The following is a 21,508-nucleotide window of genomic DNA, read 5'->3' as shown; positions in this document are numbered from 1 at the left end:
ACTGCTTGTTTCTTTGACGAGAAGAGCGTACCACTTTTAGCAGTTGGCCTCCTCTTCTACACCTTTCCATGAATGTCGCACTTATTATCTGAAATCGGGAGTAAATAAAATTTCTCTGTCCGCAACATTAGCCTTCGCAGTATCCAGATCAAGTAAACGGTTCGCTTCTTGGGTTTTGTCAAAGTACCAGTCTAAATCGACAATATGTTTGCCCATTAAACCTCTTCCCATTTGGAAAAAGCGTTTGTGTCGAGTTAAGCCGCGAATAAGACGCTTTGCATAGCCTTTTTGACGCGCCACAAAACTCGTTAAGTTCTGTGAGCCTGCTGAAGTGCCAATAAGAATATCGAAAGGGTCGTGTCCGGCGTCTAACCATGTATCGAGTACGCCTGCCGTAAAAATTCCTCGCTGTCCACCACCTTCCGCAACCAACGCAACTTTGCCATTGTTCGACGTTTCAGCATTGTGTGCTTTTGAATAAGCGAGAGAAGGAGCAGATTGTTGACCCGACATGATAACCCTCTATTTGACCATGACTATAAATTGACTACTTGGTCTAATTGTAGGGAGATCACGACGCCGGAGAAAATTGAAAGAATAAATCGGACTGATAGGAAATAACTGATACTGAAACACTTTTTGTTATTTCATTGTGATTTTTGTGTTTACATTTTGATCGTTTAATCGCAGTCTAACAAAGTGTTGAAAGCTAAACTTTCATTGGGAGTCAATAATGAAAATTGCCGTGTTAGGTGCGGGAAGTATTGGATGTTATGTAGCGGGCTGCCTGTTAGCCTCTGACTCCACATTGAGTGCCGCTAATGCGCTTACGCTCATTGGCCGTCAGCGTTTATATGATGATATTACTGCTAATGGTCTTAAAGTAACGGATTGGCAAGGGCGTGAGCAGCTAACAAAGCCTGAGCATATCGCTTTTTCAATTGAGAACGATAGTTTAGTTGATGCTGACGTCATTTTGCTTTGCGTTAAAAGCCAAGATACCGAGCAGGCTGCTGCGATAATCAATCAGCATGCAAAGCAATCAGCAGTCGTAGTCAGCCTTCAAAACGGAGTGGGTAATGCACACTTGCTGCGCCAGCACATAAAACAATGCGTAATTGCAGGTATGGTGCCTTTCAATGTTTTTTATAAAGGTAACGGCCATTTTCACTGTGGTACTGAGGGTAATATTGCCCTTGAAGACCCCAATAACCAATGTAGTGACGTCATAAAAGCGCTTAGTAACGCGTCGTTGCCCGTTACGGTTTATAACGATATGAAAGCTGTACAGTATGGCAAACTCATTATGAACTTGAATAACGCGGTCAATGCACTGTCGGGTATACCGCTGAAATCACAGCTAGGGGATAGGCAATATAGGTTAGTTATGGCAAAGGTGTTGTCCGAGGCGTTAGCAGTACTAAAAGCGGAAGGAATTGCACCAGCAAGAACCGGTAAGGTCATTCCCAAACTGATGCCAAAAATTATGAAGCTACCTGATTTTTTATTCAATGTGGTGGCTTCATCTACGCTTAAAATAGATCCCGAAGCACGTTCATCAATGTATGAAGATTTGGCGCTGGGGCGACGAACGGAGATTGATTATTTGAACGGCGAGATAGTCAGGCTCGGTGAAAAAAATCACATAGCGACGCCAGTGAATAAGCATATTGTTAACCTGATCAAACAACACGAAGTCGCTAAGAAAGGAAGTCCTCACTTACCGGCAAATGCTCTACTGTTGAAGTGACAGGTCTATCTAACGGTGTATTTCAACGTTAAATATTACAGTTTTGTGTCATTTTTATGTCAGAACACTTGATTCTTATAATAAAGTATATATCCTGCGCGCAAACTTCCGTTATATTTAGTGTGCTTTGCTTTTTCAAAATCGTTTTTCTTCTTGTCTTCTGTTGAGTACTTTATGTGCGTCGCTTTTCCATACGACGGTTTTAGCGTCTGAGGTTGATGTCGAGCGTGAATCTAGCGCAACGTTCTCTCAGTACAATGGCAACGGCCTTTCATTTCAAAGCGACAACAATACCTTCTCACTACGCGTGCGCGGTAGACTTCAGTTTCGCTATGCCAATCCCGGTATAAGCCAGCCTACCGAGCGTGCTGACTTTGAGCATAATGCCGGTAATCAATTTGGCGTTAACAGGGCGCGGGTTAAATTAGACGGTCACATTGGTTTGCCCTGGATTAAATATGGTGTGGAATACGATGCTGTCGATCAGCGCACGCTCACCGCTACACTATCCTTTGAAAAGTATGACGCGCTTCGGTTTAAGGTTGGTCAGTGGAAAGTCGAGTATTCCAGAGAGCGCAGTGTAAGCAGTGGCGGCCAGCAAATGATGGATCGTTCAATCATCAACAGAATATTTACGCTAGATAGGCAAATGGGGGCATCCCTTTACGGAAATCTTGATGGCCCAGGCGCGGCCAATTTCAATTACTGGGTAGGAGTATTCAATGGCTCAGGCCGTGGTGATTATAGCAATCACGATGGCGAGAATATGTATACAGGGCGATTACAGTGGAATTTCTTAGGTGAGTCTGTCGGGTTTAAAAACAGTGACATTAAACGAACAGCTACCCCCAAAGCAGCGCTAGCAATAGCAGGGGCGAAGTTCAAAAGCCAGTTTACACGTTTTTCATCGTCTGGCGCTGGTAATTTAGCCAACTTTAGTGCGGGCGAAATCGAAGGTCAGTACGACATTAAGCAGTTTGTGATTGATGGTGCCTATTTTTATAAAGGGTTTAATGCTCAAGCGGAATATCATGAAAAAGATATTGTAGATTTAGCGAATAACAATAAAGAAACTACGCTGCGCGGCTATTATGTGCAGGCGGGTTATTTCTTGAGTGAATCAATCAGCTGGTGGCCAGAGCCCCTTGAAATGGCTGCACGCTTCGGGACCTATTCGCCCCGAGACAGTGAACAAGACGAACGCTTTTTTGAAAAGACAGTAGCATTCAACTATTTTTTTAACGGCCACAAAAACAAACTAACCGCAGAGGTAAGCAGGGTTTCACTGGATCAGTTCGATACTGAAGTAGGGGACGAGACCATCTATTCTCTGCAGTGGGACGTCAGTTTTTAACTACTCACGCCGAGTGAGCAAGAAACTCACCTAGTGTGTTAACAAGGCGAGCCTTGTCTACGGGCTTGCCCACATGGGCATCCATTCCTGCCGCGTGACAGTTGTCGATATCTTGCTGCATGGCGTTAGCCGTCAGGGCAATAATGGGGGTTTTTAACTTAAGCACATTTCTTATATGCCGTGTGGCGCTAAGCCCATCAACTTCAGGCATTTGAATATCCATTAGTACCAAATCATAAGTGCACGCTTTCAATGCATCAATGGCCTTTTGTCCGTTTGATACGTGTGTTAAATCTAAATGGAATTCATCAAGAAGCGCTTTTATTACTTCAACATTAATGTCGTTGTCTTCTGCAAGGAGGACACGAGCGCCTTCTAGCGTAACGTGTTGCTGAGTTGTCTCAGACAGCGGAACATCAATATCTGCTGCAACAGCAAACGTGACATCAAAAGAAAAAGTAGAGCCTCGTTCTAATTCGCTTTCAAGCGTTAGTGAAGAGCCCATTAGCTTAAGCAGATTATTACTGATGTTAAGCCCTAGGCCTGTGCCGCCATACTTTCTCGCTATGGAGCTTTCAGCTTGCGTAAAAGGCGTAAACAGCTTTACTTGGTTTTCTTTCGAAATACCAATCCCGTTGTCTTTTACCCAGCAGTGCAGGGCACAATGACTATCGTTCGACTCTGATACGGATAATCCAATTTCTATAATTCCTTTATCAGAAAACTTGATGGCATTGCTTATTAGGTTTGCCAATATTTGCTTAAATCTAAGTTCGTCAAACATCAAATCGTTATTAAGGTTTTTGTCGATATGAAGCTGGAGCACTAATCCTTTGCGTTCCGCTTGGTCTGAAAATATGTCGACTAATGTACACAGGCTTTCATTGATGTCGTGAGGCCTGATAGCCAACGTTAGCTTGCCCGCTTCAATCTTCGAAAAGTCGAGTAGGTCGTTAATAAGTTGAAGCAGCATTTCAGATGCATTGACGATTTTCTTGGTAAGATCCTTTGCTTGCACGTCTGCTGCGCGGCTCGCTAATGATTGTCCAAAACCAATAATGGCATTTAAAGGCGTGCGAATCTCGTGACTAATATTAGAAATAAACTCAGACTTTAACCGATTGTTTAATTCTGCTTTTTCTTTCGCCGTTAAGTAAAGCGCATTAGCCTGTCTTGATTTACTCAATAAAATCAGAATGATAACAATTGTTACTAGTGTGAGTGTGATAAGTATGACGAGCAACGTGGAAAAAAGTGATTGGGTGCGCTGAGCCTCTGTTTTCAACAAAAGCGCTTCCTCGAATGCTTTATTCTCATTCTCAAGTTGATTTGCTCTGTCTTTCTCTTGGGTTATCTGATCAATTAAGTTGGCGCTTTTTATTAGCTCTAAGTCTTCATATTTCTTTGCATTCAAATAGGCTTCATGGAAAACCTCAAATTGTTTGAATGCCAACGCGTGATCACCTTTCGCAGCGGTAATGTAGGCTTCTGTTTTGTCCAGTTGAGCGCGCCAAGTCGTTTGCTCAGCTTCGCGGTTTTCATCGTAGAGTTCACGTGCTTTATTGAGCGCGTTTGTTGCCTTATCCAGTTCTCCTAAACTAAGGTGAGCGTCCGCTTTTAAACGGTAAATTTCGCTATTATAAAAAGAAGATGAGAGAGGATGAGCAAGAACGATATCAGACAGTGTCAGTGCTTTCTGGAGATTACCTGAACGATAATAGGTGGTGGCGATACCGTAAGTGGCAAGGAACTCAGAATAGTTGATATCAATTTGTGAATCGAATTCTATGGCGCGCTCAAAGTAGCCGATGGCCTTGCTATAGTTTCCTAGATTTCTATACAGAATACCAATGGCGTATAGGTTGTCACTGACCAAAATTCGCTGGTTTTCAACTTTGGCGCCATCAAGCGACTTCTCATAGTAAGACAGCGCAATGTCATAAGCGCTGACTGATTGATAGTAGTCTGCCACAATTGCATAGTACAACGGTCGAAGCTTGGTAAGCGTATGTTTGGTTAGTATATCGTTTACCGTGTTGATAAGCTCAGCGTTAGGCGCAAAAACCTGCCCCTCGCTGTAAGTTAATACCTGGTAAATAAGCGCGTATGCCTTTACGCTTGGTGGAATATCAGGCGTTGCAACAACGCGGTTAAATTGCTCGTAGGCTTTGTCGTAGTCTGCTGAAATACCATACATCCTTGCTACACCAGTAGCGATTGTAAGCCCTTCACTCGAGTTGTCTTGCAACGCAATCAGCGAATTTAAGATTTTTTCGGAAGGGCGTTGGTGTATCGAGAGTTGGTACTGAACATAAAGCGCGCCCACTTTTCTTTTTTCATCTTGCGTTAATGTGTCAGATAACAACCAAGCTTCAAGCTTTTTTATTGCTGCCCCTATAGGCATAGGCACTAAGGTTTCAACGTCCACTTTAATTTCGCTGACCTTGTCTGAGATAGATGCATGAGCACTAACCGTTCCCATACTCCAAGTTAGGACAAGCAATAAAGCCAAACTAATAAAATGCTGCAAACTAAGTGACCCGAATAAATGCTATTTGTCTTATGTTAAACGATTAAGCACGTTTAGAATTTAATCAATAAGTCTAAAGTTGGTGATAGTATGAGCTCATCATTTTTTTAAAAGAGGAGAGTGACATGCAAGAAAGCAGCAAACTCAACTATGTCGAATTTGCATCTCTAGATATTCGCCGCTCAAAAGCGTTTTTTGAAAGTGCGTTTGGCTGGTCTTTTACCGATTATGGCAGTGAATACAGTGCGTTTAGCAATGCTGGCATGGACGGAGGGATTTTTTCTGCACAACGTGTGATGAAGGCAGAAAGTGGTGCGCCTTTATTGGTGCTGTATTCCATTAACATTTCTGAAGCGCAAGAATGTGTAGAAAAAGCAGGTGGAGCAATTACTAAACCGCTGTTTGACTTCCCGGGGGGCTGTCGCTTTCATTTTGTCGAGCCAGGTGGTAATGAGCTTGCTGTTTGGTCTGAGTCGGCAAAATAGCGCTACCGTATCTTCGATGTCTAGTGATTCTGGCTTTTATAGTCTGATAAAAAAACGCCTTGCGTGTAACGACACAGCAAGGCGCTTTAAATTCAGATTAATTAGCTATTGGCTTGTCGTTACTTTTGCTCAAGCACAATGCGCAGCATTCTGCGAAGCGGCTCTGCGGCACCCCACAATAGCTGATCGCCGACAGTAAATGCCGAGATATATTCAGGACCCATGTTAAGCTTGCGAATACGGCCTACGGGAATAGACAGTGTACCGGTCACTTTCGCTGGCGTAAGTTCTTGCATCGTCGCGTCGCGATCGTTAGGAATCACTTTTACCCAGTCGTTGTGGTTAGCCAAGATTGTTTCAATTTCGGCTAGAGGCAAGTCTTTCTTTAGCTTAAGTGTGATAGCCTGGCTATGACAGCGCATGGCGCCAACACGTACACAAATACCGTCTATCGGCACTTCACTGCCTTTAATGCCTAAAATCTTGTTGGCTTCCGCTTGGGCTTTCCACTCTTCGCGGCTTTGACCTGAAGGTAGTTGCGAATCGATGTAAGGAATTAAGCTACCCGCAAGCGGAACACCGAACTGTTCACTAGGATAGTCTGCGCTTCGAATAAACTCAGACACTTGCTGGTCAATTTCTAAAATCGCGGTAGCAGGATCTTCAACTTTAGCTTTCACATTACTGTGAATTGCACCCATTTGATTAATTAGCTCACGCATGTGCTGTGCACCCGAACCTGAAGCGGCTTGATAGGTCATTGGCGAAGCCCATTCAACCAAGTCTTTCTCAAACAGGCCACCGAGTGCCAGCAGCATAAGGGAAACCGTGCAGTTTCCACCTACGTAGGTACGAATGCCTTTTTCAATGCCGCTATCAATTTCTTTGCGGTTTACTGGATCTAGAATAATTACGGCATCGTCTTTCATACGAAGCGCTGACGCAGCATCAATCCAATAACCGTTCCAGCCAGTGGCTCTTAAATCGTTGTACACGGCTTTTGTGTAGTCGCCGCCCTGACAGGTAATAATGATATCCTGTTTAGATAGCGCTTCGATATCGTGCGCATCTTCTAGAACACCAGCATCCTTTCCAGCAAAATCTGGTGCTGCACTACCTTTTTGCGAGGTAGTGAAAAAGGTGGGCTCAATGTGCGCGAAATCTTGCTCTTCTTGCATGCGCTGCATTAATACTGAGCCAACCATACCGCGCCAGCCCACTAAACCTACTTTTTGTTGTGACATTAAATTGAGAACCCTTGTTACTAAAATGAAAAGTACTTCACCGCTTATGTTTGTAAAAATTGGTCAATACCCAGACCTTTTAATTAATTGGCGTGTATTGGAAAAACATAAAAGTGATGTCGAGCGCCGCGTGCCTAGGGCACTGGCGCAATACCTGTCGTTTTTATTTTTGTCTTTGCAGTCTAAGTGTTATTCATCCCGCTGGCTAGATGGTTTTTATAAATAATCTATCGCTGATATAAGCATTTTAGAAACGGCTAGTTCATGGCAAAAAATTTCAACAAAACACTTGAAGGAGCAATCAAAGCGCAGGGTAGAGAGTGAACCTGTATTAACCCCTCAATGTGTTTATGCACTGCTTACGGTCTAAAAATTGCTCTATGAATAGAATTAATCCCTCACAATGTGTGAGGAGATATACAATATTGAGATACGCTTTAAGGAAAACGTAGTTCTTAATATGAAAATAAAAGTGAGGAACGCATGCAGTACGATAGTCATAACAAATTTGCTACCACTACGGTATTTTTGCATTGGTTGGTTGGATTAACCATTATTGGCTTGCTTGCCACGGGGATTTACATGTCGGAAAACGGTGTATATGCACTATACCCCTGGCACAAAGCGATTGGTTTTCTTGTACTCTTTGTAGCACTAGCACGTGTGGTATGGCGCATGAAAAATGGTTGGCCTAGCGCTGCTGCTAAATATAAGCCAATAGAGCACAAATTAGCGTCAGTTGTGCACTGGGTGTTGATTATCGCCACGCTCTTAATGCCAATTTCAGGCTTGATGGCGTCGGTATTGGGTGGGCACGGGCTGTCAGTTTTTGGCCTGGAGGTTTTCGCGCCAAATTATAGTGTTGAAGATCCTGAGAAAACACTACCGATAAATTACGAGCTTTCCAAAGCAGGTGGCGCTATACACTTCTATCTTGGTTATACCGTTATTGTCGCACTCTTGCTACACATTGCTGGCGCTCTTAAGCATCATTTCGTTGATAAAGATGGCACATTGAAGCGCATGCTAGGCAAAACCATTGGGGAGTAGTGCTTAATATCCTAGTTTTCGTGTATACCTTCGTCATCGTAAAAGTATTTTGACTGAAGTTTGCACCTAGGGAGAACAGGTAGATAACTTTCAAGTAGAAGCCGAGCTATTTTTGCTCGGCTTTTTTTCTTCAACATTTATTGGCTGCCATTACGTGATGCTGAGTCAGCAAAGAAGAGGTAGTCATTGGGCGCTGAGACCTTGTTTTGTTTCGCTTTGTACATGGCAATGTCAGCCAGTTTTATTAACGTACTCATGTCATCGCTCATGGCAGGGAAAAAGGAAACGCCGACACTCATTGAAATAAAGGTTGGCTCTGGGTCGCCGTTAAAGTAGAAAGGTTGCCTCACCCCGTCATTCACTTTTTCTATGGCGCGTTTAACAGAAACTTCGTCTTCAGCTTGAAGTAATAATACAAATTCATCGCCGCCCCAACGTATCGCTACATCGTTTTTGCGAATTTTTTCCTGTAACTGTTCAGCCACAAAGATGAGTACTTCGTCGCCCGCATCATGACCAAAAATATCGTTCACCGCTTTGAAGCCATTCAGGTCAATTAACGCGAGAGCGAAGTGGTGGTCTTTTCTCATTAACTTCGCAATCAGCTTTTCACCGCCATTGCGATTATAAATACCTGTGAGTGCATCGAAGTCTGCCTGTAGGGCCAGTTTCTGGAGTTCGTGTTTTCGACTAGAAATATCATTCAGCGTCAGCTGATAGTAGCGTTCGCCATCATCAGTGACTAAAGGGCTTGCGATTAGTTGAACCCATGTGGCGTCGTCAGTTTTCTCTGACTTTAGTTTATATTCACCTGTTGCAAACTCATTGCGTGCAAATGCCTCCGAAAGCGAAGTTTTCATTGCAGTAGGCGCTTCAAATAGCTCCTCAAGTAGCTCGCCATAACCTTGCTTTATCTCTAGGCCAATCTTTTCTACCAAGTCGTTGAAGGCCTTATTTCTAAGCTCGATAATTCCATTTTCCGCCATTAACACAGTGGCAGACTTTGCGTTTTCAAAAAGCATTCTGAAACGCTTTTCCAGAAATTCGATTTCTTCCCTAAGTTGACGCTCTTGAGTGAATTGCTCTTCGACTTTGTTTAACAGTTGATTGGTGTCCTGCACCAGCTCGCCTATTTCACTTCGGGAGTGATACTCCGGCATTTCAATTCTTTCTTTTGTGCCTGGAGTAATCTTATGCAGTGAACGACCCACGCGAAGCATAGGAGAGATTATGATGTAGTAGGTAATTATCAACGCAACAATGCCGACAACCACTGCTTCAACATACAATGAATAATTATTGTCAGTACTTATTTTTTTCGCCTGTTCAATAATGTGGGCAAAGTTGGGGTAAACATTGACCTCAGCCAAGGTGTCTTCAGGAATGAATGGGTGCCTCACCAAAAATACCCGAGGCTTGACGTCTTTGCTGATGGCATCGTTCACGTTGAATTGATAATACATTGCATCGCTTTTTATAGACGCAGCGAGTATTTTTTCACTTTTAACCAAGCCGTTGATCGCCTCTTTTGCCAGATCTTCATCTTCTAAAAAAGCAGCGATAGACGCCGTTGCGGCAACGGTTTGGTAAAGTTCTTGAATATCGTTGTTCGCTTCACTAATTTCGTGCTCATACGTAGCGCGATAAAAAAATTCGGCGGTCGTAAGTACTACCAGCATAGCAGCAGCTACTAATATGAGTGAAAAACGAAACCCTAAGCCGTGGATGTTAATCAAAGCGGTATACTACCTTCATTTTGTCGGTGACGTACGACTCATATACATAGGCTAAGGCTGACTCATCGTCTTCTAGCCGTTGTTTAACATCTTCTATAGTTTGTTCTATCGCAGGTGGTTTAACACGTCCAGAAAACTTCAGTCTAGACCAATACGCATTAACGCGAGCAAGGGGAAGGCCCACCAGCGATTTATAAAATTGACCTTTTAGCTCGTCATTAAGCTCTATATCGATGGGCGTTGCCTGCCTACCGTTAGGGAAAGCCGAGTACTTGCCCATGAAGAGATCTATAATCTCTTTCTTATCTAAAACCTGCACATCATTGTTTAAGTTAGTAACAACAACGATTTTCTCTTGTGATTGCGCTACTGAGGAAAAGCTATACAAGGCAAGCACGACAGCCAGTAGGGGTGAGAAGTGTTTATAAAAAGTCATCTCCTCCCCCTAAAAGCTGAAACTTAACGCAACAAAGAGAGTGTGAACAACCCCATCTTCATCATCTACAACAAGACCATCTCTGGCGCGTAGACCAGTTCCTCTAGCTTCAACATCAGTTCGCTCAAGCTGCACTTTAAAGGCTAGGTTTTCTTGCAAATCCCAACGCCATCCGAGAGAAAGTGTTTGTTGATGATGTGCTAAGCTACTCGCTACTTCTTCTACAAAAACGGCTAGTTGAGCAGTGCTCTCGTTTATTGGGAAGCCAGGTTGCTCTTGGCTAAGAAAGTATGTGTCTGTCTTTGCAAATGAGTATAAACCGTAGAATGTATGCGCACCATAAAGGTAGCTGAGGTTGAGGAAGCCATTAAAAGAGGGTCTCAACGCAATTGAATTTGAATCGATATATGATAGCTCGCCAGAAAGCTCCCACGCATCAAAAAAACGGTTGAAGTAAACGGACGTATAGTGAATGGTTGTATCTTTAAAGCTTACTTCTTTAGAAAAGTCTATGGCGCCGCTCCAAAATGGCTGTAGCTGCGCAACGGAAGCAGCGACAACTGCTAAATCTTCGTCGTCATTGTCCGCTTCGGTTTGGGTGTGTTTAAGAGCAAGGCTCCAGTCGAATGAGACAAATTCAACACCAATTGAACGTAAGTTATTAAACGTAATCGGGTTGTAATCGTCACTAGAAAAGTCGCTCTCTCCGCTTCCCCAAAAGCCTTTAATCAATAAATTAAAGTTGTCGTAAGGCTTAGTGTAGCTAATGTCTCCTCCATCAAAGCTTCTTGCGGGAACAATACCGTAAACCTCGGTAGGGACTTTCACCCAAGGATAGGCTATCGACACGTCTCTGGTATCACTGAAGTGAAAAATATCGGCTGCAAGTCTTCCTGCTCTTACTTGCCACGATGGGGTTATATCGTATCTTAGAAACGCCATCTGGGTTATCGAATCGAGGTTTTGCTCATCTTGCTCTCGATAAACGAATTGACCCACAAAGTCTAGGTTATCAGAAACGCTATAATCAAGCTGTACGCCAACTAAACTCAAAGGCTTGAATGCAAGGCCGCCTTTTTTCGCCGACTCCGCTTGAAACCGGTCTGAACGAAACTGATACCTGTCAGAATCGGAAGTTGCTGTTGCAACGGTGCCAAAACCACTAACCTTTACGTTCTCTTTTTCAGCAAACGCACTATTAACAATGAGGAAGCTCATCACCATAGCGATAACTGAGAAGGACTTTTTAATCATCAATGCGTATCCAAATTCAAGCTTGTCTTTGCTAACACCTAAAAATCATACTTTCGAGCTGCTGGTTACAGTAAGAATAGTAAAGAAACAGGAAAACGTATGAAAAGTCAGCTTTTTTTATTTTTTTAACCGAGCGCTTGATAAATGCGAGTGGTATCTTCGAGCGTTGTTTGACCAGCATATCATTTAGCTTGTCGTTACTGTAGGGGGGATTCCTAATATGACTTCTTGTTACTGCTGTTTTTTATTTTCAACAGAAATGTTTGTAAGCGGCTTTCACTGTCTACGGCTCCAATTTGCTTTATAATTCCTGACGTAAAGGAGAAAAAACGTGAATGAATATGCGCGGTATTTTAACGGCTACCCTTCAACTATTGTGGAGCAAGCCTTACAGCTCATTTCCAGCAATCGGCTACAGCGTTATTTACTAAAAAAATACCCAGAGGCCCATGATATAACCACCGATAAATTGCTGTATCAGTACGCGACGGAATTAAAAAAGCGATACTTAAAAAATGCGCCACCGTTTGGGCGAGCCGCGTTTAAAAAGCAAGGTGATATGATAACTAACGCGCTAGGTACGCATACTTACCGTATGCAGGGTAAAACGCGCAAACACGATTTGGCCATTAATAACGATTTACTCTATGCCCCAGAGGCCTTATTAAAAGCCCTTGTAGTGCATGAACTGGCGCACTTCAAAGAAAAAGACCACAACAAAGCCTTTTATAAGCTTTGCTGCTATATGGAGCCAGATTATCATCAACTAGAGCTGGATTTACGCTTGTTCTATGTGGCCGTATCAATGGGAGAAAATCCGTACACGTAACATGAGAATGCCTTATTGGGTGTCGCTATGTTTAACCCGTGTTAGGTACAATTGTCGTGTGCTTGCTATAACTAAATTAAAGCCGAAGCACTGGAATTAATGAGGAGTATTAATGAGCATTGCTAAAATTATGTCTACGCGGGTGGTTAGCGTGCACATGGATGACAGTTTACAGTCATTGCGCGAGCTCTTTGCTGCTGCGGAGTTTCATCATTTGGTCGTGGTGCATGACAATAAGCTGCAGGGGATTATATCTGACAGAGACTTGATGAAATCGATTAGTCCTTTTGTAGATACCCTAAGCGAACGAAAGCTTGATCGCGCTACATTGGATAAAAAAGCGCACCAAATCATGACTCGTGAAGTCATTACACTTAACCCAAGTGACTCTGTTTATTCGGCTATTGAGCTTTTTAATTCCCACAAAATTTCCTGCATTCCTATTATCGACACGAAAAGGCATCCAGTAGGAATGGTGTCGTGGCGCGATGTGATGAAGTTTATGCAAATTAGGGTAGAGGCAAAGCGTTAGGTCGGTACTCGTATGTTATTAATAGTGAACACCGCTTGAAAGGGGAGTGGTCTCTCTACCTGCGTTTATAAATTGCGGTGAAGAGACCGTTAGTTTTAAAGCGTTAGCTTTTGCGGTAGCTGACTTTAAACAGCAAACTGTAGAGTACGGGCACAGCGATAAGTGTAAGTACCGTCGCAAAGGCCAGGCCACCCATAATGGTCACTGCCATATCGGCAAAGAAGGCGTCGAACAGCAGCGGCGCCATCCCTAATATGGTCGTTACCGCCGCCAGTGAAACAGGGCGTACACGGCTGATAGTAGCGTCAACAATCGCTTGGCGAATGGCTAAGCCTTCTTCTATCTGAAGGTCAATTTCTTCAATAAGTACAATAGCGTTCTTAATAAGCATGCCAAACAAGCTTAAGAAGCCGAGTAGCGACATAAAGCCAAACGGCATATCGGTACCTAATAGACCAGAGACTACACCAACAATAGCCATAGGTACTACAAGCCAGATAATCAGCGGCTGACGAGCATGACCGAATAGCAACACTGAGATAATAAACATGACTAGGAAGCCAGCAGGCAAGCCAGCGCCCAGCGCTTTTTGTGCATCGCTAGAGCTTTCAAATTCGCCACCCCATTCTAATGAATATCCAGCTGGAAGTTCTATGTCTTCAATAAGTGGGCGGATTCTCGCTAACGCTTTGGCTGCAGTTTCATCGTCACCCGGCTCAGCTTCTACCGTAATGGTGCGAACGCGGTCGCGACGGTGAATACGCATTTCTTCGGTCATTAACTCCAAGCCCTGAGATACCTGCGTGAAAGGCACATATTGGCGCTGTTGCGTAGACCATACTTGTGATTCACGTATTGATTGAAGCTCGGTATCTTCTGCCTTACCCATCTTTGCAATAATGTTGTAAGCATAATCACCGTCTTGCACCGTACCTAGCTGAACGCCGCTACTTGCATACTGTATAGTCTGGCTAAAGTCACTATGCGAAACGCCAGCAATCCCTGCGTTGTAGTTGTCAAATTGCGTATTAATAGCAAAGCCTTTTTCACGCCAGTTATGTCGAACGTCTTTCACTTGTCCGTCAGCAAAAAGCAGTGCTTTGGCTTCATCCGCCAGTTCGCGAAGTATTTCAGTATCTGGGCCTGAAAAACGGGCCTCAAGTTTTGCACCAGAGCCGGGGCCAAACTGCATGCGCTCCATATAAAAGCTAGCGTCGAAGTCTAGGTCGGTAAGCTTACTCGCAAGCGCGCTTTGAATAGCCGGAATATTATCAAGTTCATTCGCACGAACCATGAAAAAGGCATAGTTTTCGTTAGCACTTTTAGGTGCATAAGTGAGGGTGAAACGATCGGCGCCTTGCCCTATAAAGGTGGTTACAGCCGTGACGTTTTCCATTCCCAAAATACGAGCTTCAGCTTCTTTTGCAATGACTTCAGTGGCACGTATATCTCTATCTTGCGGGCCCCAATAATGCACAAAGAACAGCGGCGCGTTTGACGGAGGGAAGAAGCCTTGTTTTACCATGCCAAAACTTCCATAAGCCACGATAGTAATAACAAACAGTGCACCAATGGTTACCCAACGAAGCTTAAGTGCGCCTAAAAGTGCACGCTTAAACCAGCGTTGCGATGCAGAGAGTTCGTTACCTGTGGTTTGCCCAATACCTTTGCGGTAAAAATACGCGCCAAGCACGGGCACCAAGGTTACCGCTAATACCCAACTTATCATGAGGGAAACCAACACTACGGCAAACAATGAATAAAGAAACTCGCCTGTAGCATCGTTTGAAAGGCCTATGCCTGAAAAAGCCGCAATACCGATAACGGTTGCGCCAAGTAAAGGCCACTGTGTACGCTTAACAATAAAGCTGGCTGATTCTTTGGCTGTAGAGCCGGTGGCCATGCGCAGCATCATCCCCTCAGCAACTACGATAGCGTTATCTACCAGCATACCCATGGCGATAACCATGGCACCAAGTGATATCCTTTGAAGCTGAATATCCATAAGCCACATGATTAGAATAGTACCTAGTACGGTGACAAGTAGCACAGAGCCAACTACCACGCCTGAGCGCCATCCCATGAACAAACATAGCGTTAAGGTAACAACCGCCACCGACATAACGAGGTTATTTATAAAGCCAGTAACCGATTCGTCGACGACTGAGGCCTGATCGTAAATAGGCGTAAGCGTAATACCGACAGGCAGTTCTTGAAGCAGCTTTTCTACTTTTGCGTTAACACGCTCGCCCACATCAACAATGTTAACGTCGGTCAACGCTGATACTGAAAGCGTAAGTGCTTCTTCGCCGTTGTAGCGTACATGAACGGGCTGTATGTCGGCAGGCTCTAACTTTAGCGTGGCAATATCAGCAACCCGAAGGGAACGGTTTGTGCCAGGCACTACCACTGACAGATTAGATATTTCTTCTAGTCTGTCTGGCGCGCGCTCTACAATTAGGCGCACATTTTTTTCGTCAACTTTAATACGGCCGCCGTTGAACGGGCGCAGGTTGTCTTCAAAAAGAGAGGCGAGATCAGGAAATGAAATGCCTAAGCCCGCGAGTTGATAAGGGTTGATATAGGCCACTATCTGTTCTTTTTGAACGCCAGTGACATTTACTTTGGCAACGCCTTCTGTAGTAAGCAGGTCACGTCGAATAATTCGGGCGAATTCTCGAAGCTCCCGGGTATCGAAATCAGGTGCACTTAACGCGTAATAAAGCCCGTAAACGTCACCGAAATCATCAAATACCACTGGGTTTTGTGCACCCGTTGGCAACGAGCTTGCGGTGTCGCGAAGTCGCTTTCTCAACTCATCCCATATCTGTGGTAAGAGGTTACTGTCGTAAGTACTCTTAACTTCAACGGTAATTTCGGAAAGGCCCGGCGATGAAACTGACGTCACTTCCTTTAACTGCGGCATTTGCTGAATGGCAATTTCCAAGCGTTCAGTGACTTCACGTTCTACCTTTTCAGCACTGGCTCCAGGATAGTTGGTGTATACCTTTACCTGTTTGATGGTAAACGCAGGGTCTTCTAAGCGACCAATTTTGCTCATAGCCAAAATGCCGCCTAAAAGCAGGATGACTACCATTAGCCAAATGTTGACGGGCTTATCAATTGAATAGCGTGCGATATCCATAAATTACTTCTCTCCTTGGTAAGGAAGTACTTTCATGTCTGCACGCATTTGTGTTGCTCCAGCAGCAACCACTTGCTGGCCAAGAGTGATTTCACCTTGGCTTTTACCTTCGATAATTGCTAGTTCATTTTCAATATGCTTAACATTTACAGCTCGCTTTGTTACTGCATTCGTTTCTTCGTTGTATACCCATACGGCAAAGCCAGAGTCCTTGTTACCCACAAGTGATCTTACAGGCACAACAAAGCCCTCTGGATACAGACTACCTTGTAGGCTGACTTTTACCACTGCGCGGGCGCCTGGCGTTAACGGTAGTTCTTCGCGAGGCTCCATGGCAAACACCACTTCATAAGTTTGCGACACAGGGTCGGGTTGAGTAGAGTGCTCTACATAGTTCACCGGGTACCACTGGCTGCGATTGGTGGCTAATGTGGCGCTGGCTTGTTTTATCCCACGGCCAATATTGGCAGTAAGTAAGCGCTCAGGAACATTTATGTTGAAGTATATTTTAGACACATCTTGCAGGCGAGCAATCGGCGTACCTGCGGCAACAAAACTGTTATTTTCAACAAGTCGTTGAGATACCTTTGCATCAAAAGGAGCATAAAGCTGTGTGTAGCTCAAATCTTGCTCTGCATTTTTTAAGTCGATAACCGCTAGTTCGTAAGATGTTTTTGCAGTATCCAGAGAGCTCTGTGCAACTAGCTTTTGAGCGAACATTTTCTCAATTCTATCAAGCTCTCGTTTAGCCTGATCAAGTCGTGTCGTAGACTCGTCCACGCGTCTTTCGAATGGTTTACGATCAATAGTGGCCAGTAACTTGCCTTTATTGATATCACTGCCTGTCACCAAGTCGGTCTGGATAAGGCGGCCTGAAACTTCAAAGCTTAAATCGACGGTTTTCACTGCCGATACAACGGCAGGGAAGGTGAATTCGTCAAAATCTGGAATGTTGCTAACCGTAGCGAGTTTGACATAACGAGGTGCAACGTTTGCTTGTTGCTCGGCAGGCTCTTCGGAAGAACATGCACTTAAAGTGGAAACCGATAAAACGCTTAAAAATAAAATGTGAGAGAATCGCATCATGGACATAGGTGTATGTAATCCATAGTCAGGGTAATTAAAGTATAGATGTGTAAACCAAGGTAGTGATGATATGCACAACGGCAGCAAAGATAGCCATTACCTAAAGTAAACTGGTGAGTGCATTTTAGTGCGGTCACATTGAAAAGTAAACTGTTCGGTGTAAAATGATCGGGTTAATGTAGCGGATAACTAATTTTGAGAATTTCCATATGGTAGGCAACACACGTACGCGTAGCGACATCAAACGCGAAGCCATTATTCAGGCGGCAACACAGGCATTCCAAGAGTTTGGCGTTAACGGCACAAGCATGGATAAGCTGGCTGAACTGGCAAATGTGTCAAAGCGCACTGTGTACAATCACTTTTCTACAAAAGAAGAGCTGGTGATGCATTTGGTTACGCAGCAGTGGCAAACGGCTATTTTAAATATTAATAAAAAGTACGATGCTACGCTTCCGCTAGACGAGCAGCTAGAAGACCTTATTTTGCAAGACATTGAGTTTATGGTGAGTGAATCACACCTCGATTTAGCTCGGGTTGCGATTGGCCACTTCTTCTACGAGCCGGAAAAGCTAAAAGATGAAGTTGCGCAATTAAAAGCCCAAGAGACGGCTATGCACCGCTGGTTAAAGGATGCCAAAGCCGACAATAAACTCGCGTTTGACGACTTGGATCGGGTTGTCGATGAAATTGATAGCTTAGTAAAAGGGCAGTGCTTTTGGCCTCAGCTGTTCAAAATTGAAGATTCCCTCAGCGATAACGATAAGAAGAGCTTAGCAAAACACACAGTGGCTTTGATTTTAAGCCGCTATGCTGTTGTGTAGTTGGCAGGCTATATCAATGAGTTTGTTCAAGGCTCTTTCAGTATTGAAGGGCCATTGAACTTTTACTTCCCAAACATTTTTTCCGCTTATCCGTCTTCGCGCTAACTTCACAGATCCCTCTTGATTCAAACGGACTACACTTCAGATGATGTAGCCAGTAAATACCTTTTCACTTAGCTGTTTGTTCTCCCTGTCGCTCGTCCTCCGACACCTGCAATATGCTCCTCTACAATCGTACGAAATATATTCACCTGCTTATTCTTTAGTCTATTTTGGTGCAATTTGAGTCTTATTCATCTAATAAATTAAGAAAATTTATAAAGAGTTTTTAAATTTTGTCGCTTTTGCTCTCGTCATTTGTTCTAAATTTTTATAATATCCCGACCAAAAATAACAACTATTATTATTTGCAATTGCAAAATTCGGCAGAAAGCCGGGTCGTGATAATAGGGTTTTACAGATTTTTAAAAGTAAACACACAACACTTACAGAACACTTGGAGAGCAATTTTGAAATTCAAACTTACGAGTATTGCTGCTGCGATAATTCTAAGCCCAGCAACTTTTGCTGCTGATATGGAAGATATTGAGAGACTAACGGTGAAAGGGAAGTACCTTTCGGTTAACCAGTCCAACTCAATTAAAAGCCCTACACCTATTATCGACGTGCCACAGAGCTTGTCGATTATTACGGCTGAAGAAATAACGGCTCGCGGTATTACTAGCATTGGACAAATTATTGACTACGCACCAGGTGTTAATACATCGCAAGGTGAAGGTCACCGCGACTCGGTAGTATTCCGTGGTGTGCGCTCTACTGCAGATTTCTACTTAGATGGTAACCGTGATGACGTTCAATACTACCGTGCACTTTACAATGTTGAACAGGTAGAAATTCTTCGTGGTCCAAATGCATTGCTATTCGGTCGCGGTGGTACGGGCGGTATCTTAAATCGTGTATCTAAGAAAGCGAAAACGAGCGATAAGTTTGTAAACTACAACGTATCTGCTAATACGTTTGGTGCATACAACTTACAGTTAGACACCAATGTTGACACGGGCGATAAGTCGGCCCTGCGCATTAACGCCATGTACGAAAGCTTAGATAATCATCGCGACTTCTTTTACGGAGATCGTTACGGCTTCAACCCAACGGCACGCTTTGAGTTAAGCGATGACACAATTGTTGATGTGTCGTATGAATATATCGACCACGAGCGCTTTATTGACCGCGGTGTGCCAACAGCCAACGGCGAGCCAGTTGAAGCGTTTGAAGAAATCGTGTTTGGCGATCCAGATAACAATTACCAAACATTGGGCGCTGACGTGTTCCGTGCAAACGTTGAGCACACTTTCTCAGATAACCTGAAAGGTAACTTCAACGCTTTTTACGGTGACTATGACAAAGTTTACTCGACCTTTTATGCGGCAGGTTATAACGCTGAGACTGAGCAAGTAACGCTAGACGGATACGTTGATACTACGCAGCGTGAAAACATGATCTTGTCTTCTAACCTAGTTGGCGAATTTGAAACGGGAAGCATTGGGCACACGGTTATCTTCGGTGGTGAGGTTATTAATACCAAGTCAAACCAAGATCGTTACAACCCTGTGTTTGATTCCACTGACGGTGATAGAGAAACGTTTAATATTTCACGTCCGTTAAGCTTCCGTGGTTTAACTGGTACAAATGCTGAAGGCGTAACAGTTACAGCAGACTTCTCTGACTTGAACGACGATACGCATGTAGACTTGGATGTATACTCTTTCTATGTTCAAGATGAAATTGCACTATCAGACAACTTCGACCTTGTACTAGGTGCACGTTTTGACAGCTTCGATATTGAAGTATTCAACGCGGACCCTGAAGTTTTAGAGACACGCAGCAGAAAAGACGAAGAAGTGTCACCGCGTGCAGGCCTAGTGTATAAGCCACAGAAAAATATCTCTATATACGCTAGCTACAGTGAGTCATTCTTGCCACGCAGCGGCGAGCAATATGCGAATATTAATGGCGACGCAAACGCGCTAGATCCAGACACGTTCACGAACCAAGAAATTGGTGTTAAGTGGGACTTCAACGACAGCATGAGCTTTACAGCAGCTATCTTTGAGAACGAGCAGACGTCATTGGATAACGACCCGAATGACCCTGAAAGCTTTGTTGAAGTTGACTCAGATGTATCTGGTTTTGAGCTACAGCTGCAAGGTTATATCACAGACAAGTGGTATATTACTGCAAACTACAGCAACCTTGACGGCGAAAACGCAAGTGGCGTAGAGCTTCGTGAGCTGCCTGAAAATACGATGTCTGTGTGGACAACCTACGAAGTGAATGAAGTATTTGGCTTCGGCATTGGTGCTACATATCAGGACGAAAGTAAGGTATCGACAAGTGCTTCATCGCCTGTACTACCTAGCTATACGCGTGTTGATGCGTCTGCTTACTACACGCTTAGCGACAAAATGCGCCTTCAGTTAAACGTTGAAAACTTGACTGATACGCTTTACTTCCCGAATGCACACTCTACGCATCAGGTAACAGTAGGTGCGCCAATTAATGCGCGTCTATCACTGATTGGTTCTTTCTAAATTAACCGTCAGTTTTAAAATATTGTTTAAAAGCCATTCGCGAAAGCGAGTGGCTTTTTTTATCTTTGCACTTTGTATTTAGAGGCTTTGTGCTCTATTCGCCTTGCTTTGCAAAGTCGATAAGTGTCTGTCCATCCATACGATAGCCTAACCATTCACTCTTTGGTTTAGCGCCAAGTGACTCGTAAAAATCGATAGCTGGTTTGTTCCAATCTAAAACGCTCCATTCGAAACGCCCGCAGTCGTTTTCTACCGCTGTTTTAGCTAAGTGTTGCAATAACGCTTTCCCTGCACCCAGGCCACGTGATTTTGGTGAAACATACAAATCTTCAAGGTAGAGACCATTGCGTCCTTGCCACGTTGAGTAATTAAAGAAATACACAGCGAAACCAATAGGTGCGTCATCGCTTTCACACATTACACAATGCGCGGTTGCGCCTTCTCCGAATAATGTTTTTAATAGCGCTTCTTCATCTGCTTCTACTTCATGCTCTGCTTTTTCATAAATAGCAAGTTCCAGAATGAACTGGCGAATTTGTGAAATATCCTCAGGCGTGGCGGGTCTTATTGAAATGGCGTTGCTCATGGTGACTCCCATCATAAATAATCAAAAAAAATGAGCCAATAAAGGCTCATTTTAAAACAGTTAGGTGTTTGTAGCT

The 21,508-nt window shown here is 43.8% G+C and carries 16 protein-coding genes and 1 pseudogene; 8 read left to right on the top strand and 9 right to left on the bottom strand.

Annotation, left to right across the window (positions count from 1 at the left end; translation table 11 throughout):
• Nucleotides 1–99: 99 nt before the first annotated feature.
• Nucleotides 100–513: pseudogene (locus MHN09_RS12180) on the bottom strand (patatin-like phospholipase family protein); the annotation flags it as partial.
• 220 nt (nucleotides 514–733) lie between these two features.
• Here MHN09_RS12180 and MHN09_RS12175 point away from each other — a divergent pair.
• Nucleotides 734–1,750: a 2-dehydropantoate 2-reductase gene (locus MHN09_RS12175; protein WP_239240892.1), complete on the top strand. Its 1,017-nt coding sequence runs from the start codon at nucleotides 734–736 to the stop codon at nucleotides 1,748–1,750.
• A 163-nt stretch (nucleotides 1,751–1,913) separates the two neighbouring features.
• Entirely contained in the window at nucleotides 1,914–3,104 is a 1,191-nt protein-coding gene (locus MHN09_RS12170; protein WP_239240890.1) for a porin, read from the top strand.
• 4 nt (nucleotides 3,105–3,108) lie between these two features.
• Here MHN09_RS12170 and MHN09_RS12165 read toward each other — a convergent pair whose 3' ends face one another.
• Nucleotides 3,109–5,586 carry an ATP-binding protein gene (locus MHN09_RS12165; RefSeq protein WP_239240888.1) on the bottom strand — a complete coding sequence of 826 codons (2,478 nt, stop codon included), beginning with the start codon at nucleotides 5,584–5,586 and terminating at the stop codon, nucleotides 3,109–3,111.
• Nucleotides 5,587–5,759: 173 nt separating this feature from the next.
• On the opposite strand from MHN09_RS12165, the gene MHN09_RS12160 reads away from it, so the two are divergent.
• Nucleotides 5,760–6,119: a VOC family protein gene (locus MHN09_RS12160; protein ID WP_239240886.1), complete on the top strand. Its 360-nt coding sequence runs from the start codon at nucleotides 5,760–5,762 to the stop codon at nucleotides 6,117–6,119.
• Nucleotides 6,120–6,238: 119 nt separating this feature from the next.
• Here MHN09_RS12160 and asd read toward each other — a convergent pair whose 3' ends face one another.
• On the bottom strand, nucleotides 6,239–7,363 hold the full coding sequence (gene asd / locus MHN09_RS12155; protein ID WP_014948878.1) for an aspartate-semialdehyde dehydrogenase: 1,125 nt from the start codon (nucleotides 7,361–7,363) through the stop codon (nucleotides 6,239–6,241).
• A 483-nt stretch (nucleotides 7,364–7,846) separates the two neighbouring features.
• Between asd and MHN09_RS12150 the strand changes: the two genes are divergently transcribed.
• A complete protein-coding gene (locus MHN09_RS12150; RefSeq protein WP_049585883.1) occupies nucleotides 7,847–8,413 on the top strand; it encodes a cytochrome b in 567 nt (188 codons plus the stop codon).
• 137 nt (nucleotides 8,414–8,550) lie between these two features.
• Here the strand turns inward: MHN09_RS12150 and MHN09_RS12145 are convergent, their stop codons facing one another.
• The 3 genes from MHN09_RS12145 to MHN09_RS12135 are packed head-to-tail and all read right to left on the bottom strand — an operon-like array spanning nucleotide 8,551 to nucleotide 11,839.
• Nucleotides 8,551–10,149, bottom strand: coding sequence for a sensor domain-containing diguanylate cyclase (locus tag MHN09_RS12145; protein ID WP_049585884.1), 1,599 nt, complete (start codon nucleotides 10,147–10,149; stop codon nucleotides 8,551–8,553).
• The gene (locus MHN09_RS12140) at nucleotides 10,142–10,585 is read right to left on the bottom strand and encodes a hypothetical protein (RefSeq protein WP_049585885.1); all 444 of its coding nucleotides are present in this window, start codon (nucleotides 10,583–10,585) and stop codon (nucleotides 10,142–10,144) included. Before MHN09_RS12140 ends, MHN09_RS12145 begins: the two co-directional genes overlap by 8 nt.
• Nucleotides 10,586–10,594: 9 nt before the next feature.
• Entirely contained in the window at nucleotides 10,595–11,839 is a 1,245-nt protein-coding gene (locus MHN09_RS12135) for a hypothetical protein (protein WP_239240884.1), read from the bottom strand.
• A gap of 331 nt (nucleotides 11,840–12,170) precedes the next feature.
• Here MHN09_RS12135 and MHN09_RS12130 point away from each other — a divergent pair, with 331 nt between their 5' ends.
• A complete protein-coding gene (locus MHN09_RS12130; protein ID WP_049585887.1) occupies nucleotides 12,171–12,668 on the top strand; it encodes a YgjP-like metallopeptidase domain-containing protein in 498 nt (165 codons plus the stop codon).
• Between the two features lie 112 nt (nucleotides 12,669–12,780).
• Nucleotides 12,781–13,200 (top strand): CBS domain-containing protein, encoded by a 420-nt coding sequence (locus tag MHN09_RS12125; protein WP_239240882.1) that lies wholly within the window; start codon nucleotides 12,781–12,783, stop codon nucleotides 13,198–13,200.
• Nucleotides 13,201–13,303: 103 nt separating this feature from the next.
• Here MHN09_RS12125 and MHN09_RS12120 read toward each other — a convergent pair whose 3' ends face one another.
• Together MHN09_RS12120 and MHN09_RS12115 are read right to left on the bottom strand one after the other, a co-directional pair.
• Entirely contained in the window at nucleotides 13,304–16,345 is a 3,042-nt protein-coding gene (locus tag MHN09_RS12120) for an efflux RND transporter permease subunit (RefSeq protein WP_069943992.1), read from the bottom strand.
• Between the two features lie 3 nt (nucleotides 16,346–16,348).
• A complete protein-coding gene (locus tag MHN09_RS12115) occupies nucleotides 16,349–17,431 on the bottom strand; it encodes an efflux RND transporter periplasmic adaptor subunit (protein ID WP_061485276.1) in 1,083 nt (360 codons plus the stop codon).
• Between the two features lie 209 nt (nucleotides 17,432–17,640).
• Between MHN09_RS12115 and MHN09_RS12110 the strand changes: the two genes are divergently transcribed.
• Nucleotides 17,641–18,255: a TetR/AcrR family transcriptional regulator gene (locus tag MHN09_RS12110; RefSeq protein WP_014976048.1), complete on the top strand. Its 615-nt coding sequence runs from the start codon at nucleotides 17,641–17,643 to the stop codon at nucleotides 18,253–18,255.
• A 509-nt stretch (nucleotides 18,256–18,764) separates the two neighbouring features.
• The gene (locus MHN09_RS12105; protein ID WP_049585922.1) at nucleotides 18,765–20,846 is read left to right on the top strand and encodes a TonB-dependent siderophore receptor; all 2,082 of its coding nucleotides are present in this window, start codon (nucleotides 18,765–18,767) and stop codon (nucleotides 20,844–20,846) included.
• Between the two features lie 94 nt (nucleotides 20,847–20,940).
• Here MHN09_RS12105 and MHN09_RS12100 read toward each other — a convergent pair whose 3' ends face one another.
• Nucleotides 20,941–21,432 carry a GNAT family N-acetyltransferase gene (locus MHN09_RS12100; protein ID WP_049585890.1) on the bottom strand — a complete coding sequence of 164 codons (492 nt, stop codon included), beginning with the start codon at nucleotides 21,430–21,432 and terminating at the stop codon, nucleotides 20,941–20,943.
• Nucleotides 21,433–21,508 lie beyond the last annotated feature (76 nt).

The organism is Alteromonas sp. MmMcT2-5, from assembly GCF_022348315.1.
Lineage (GTDB): Bacteria > Pseudomonadota > Gammaproteobacteria > Enterobacterales > Alteromonadaceae > Alteromonas > Alteromonas macleodii.
Note: the sequence above shows the minus strand (reverse complement) of the source record. Positions and strands in the feature narration are given on the sequence as shown.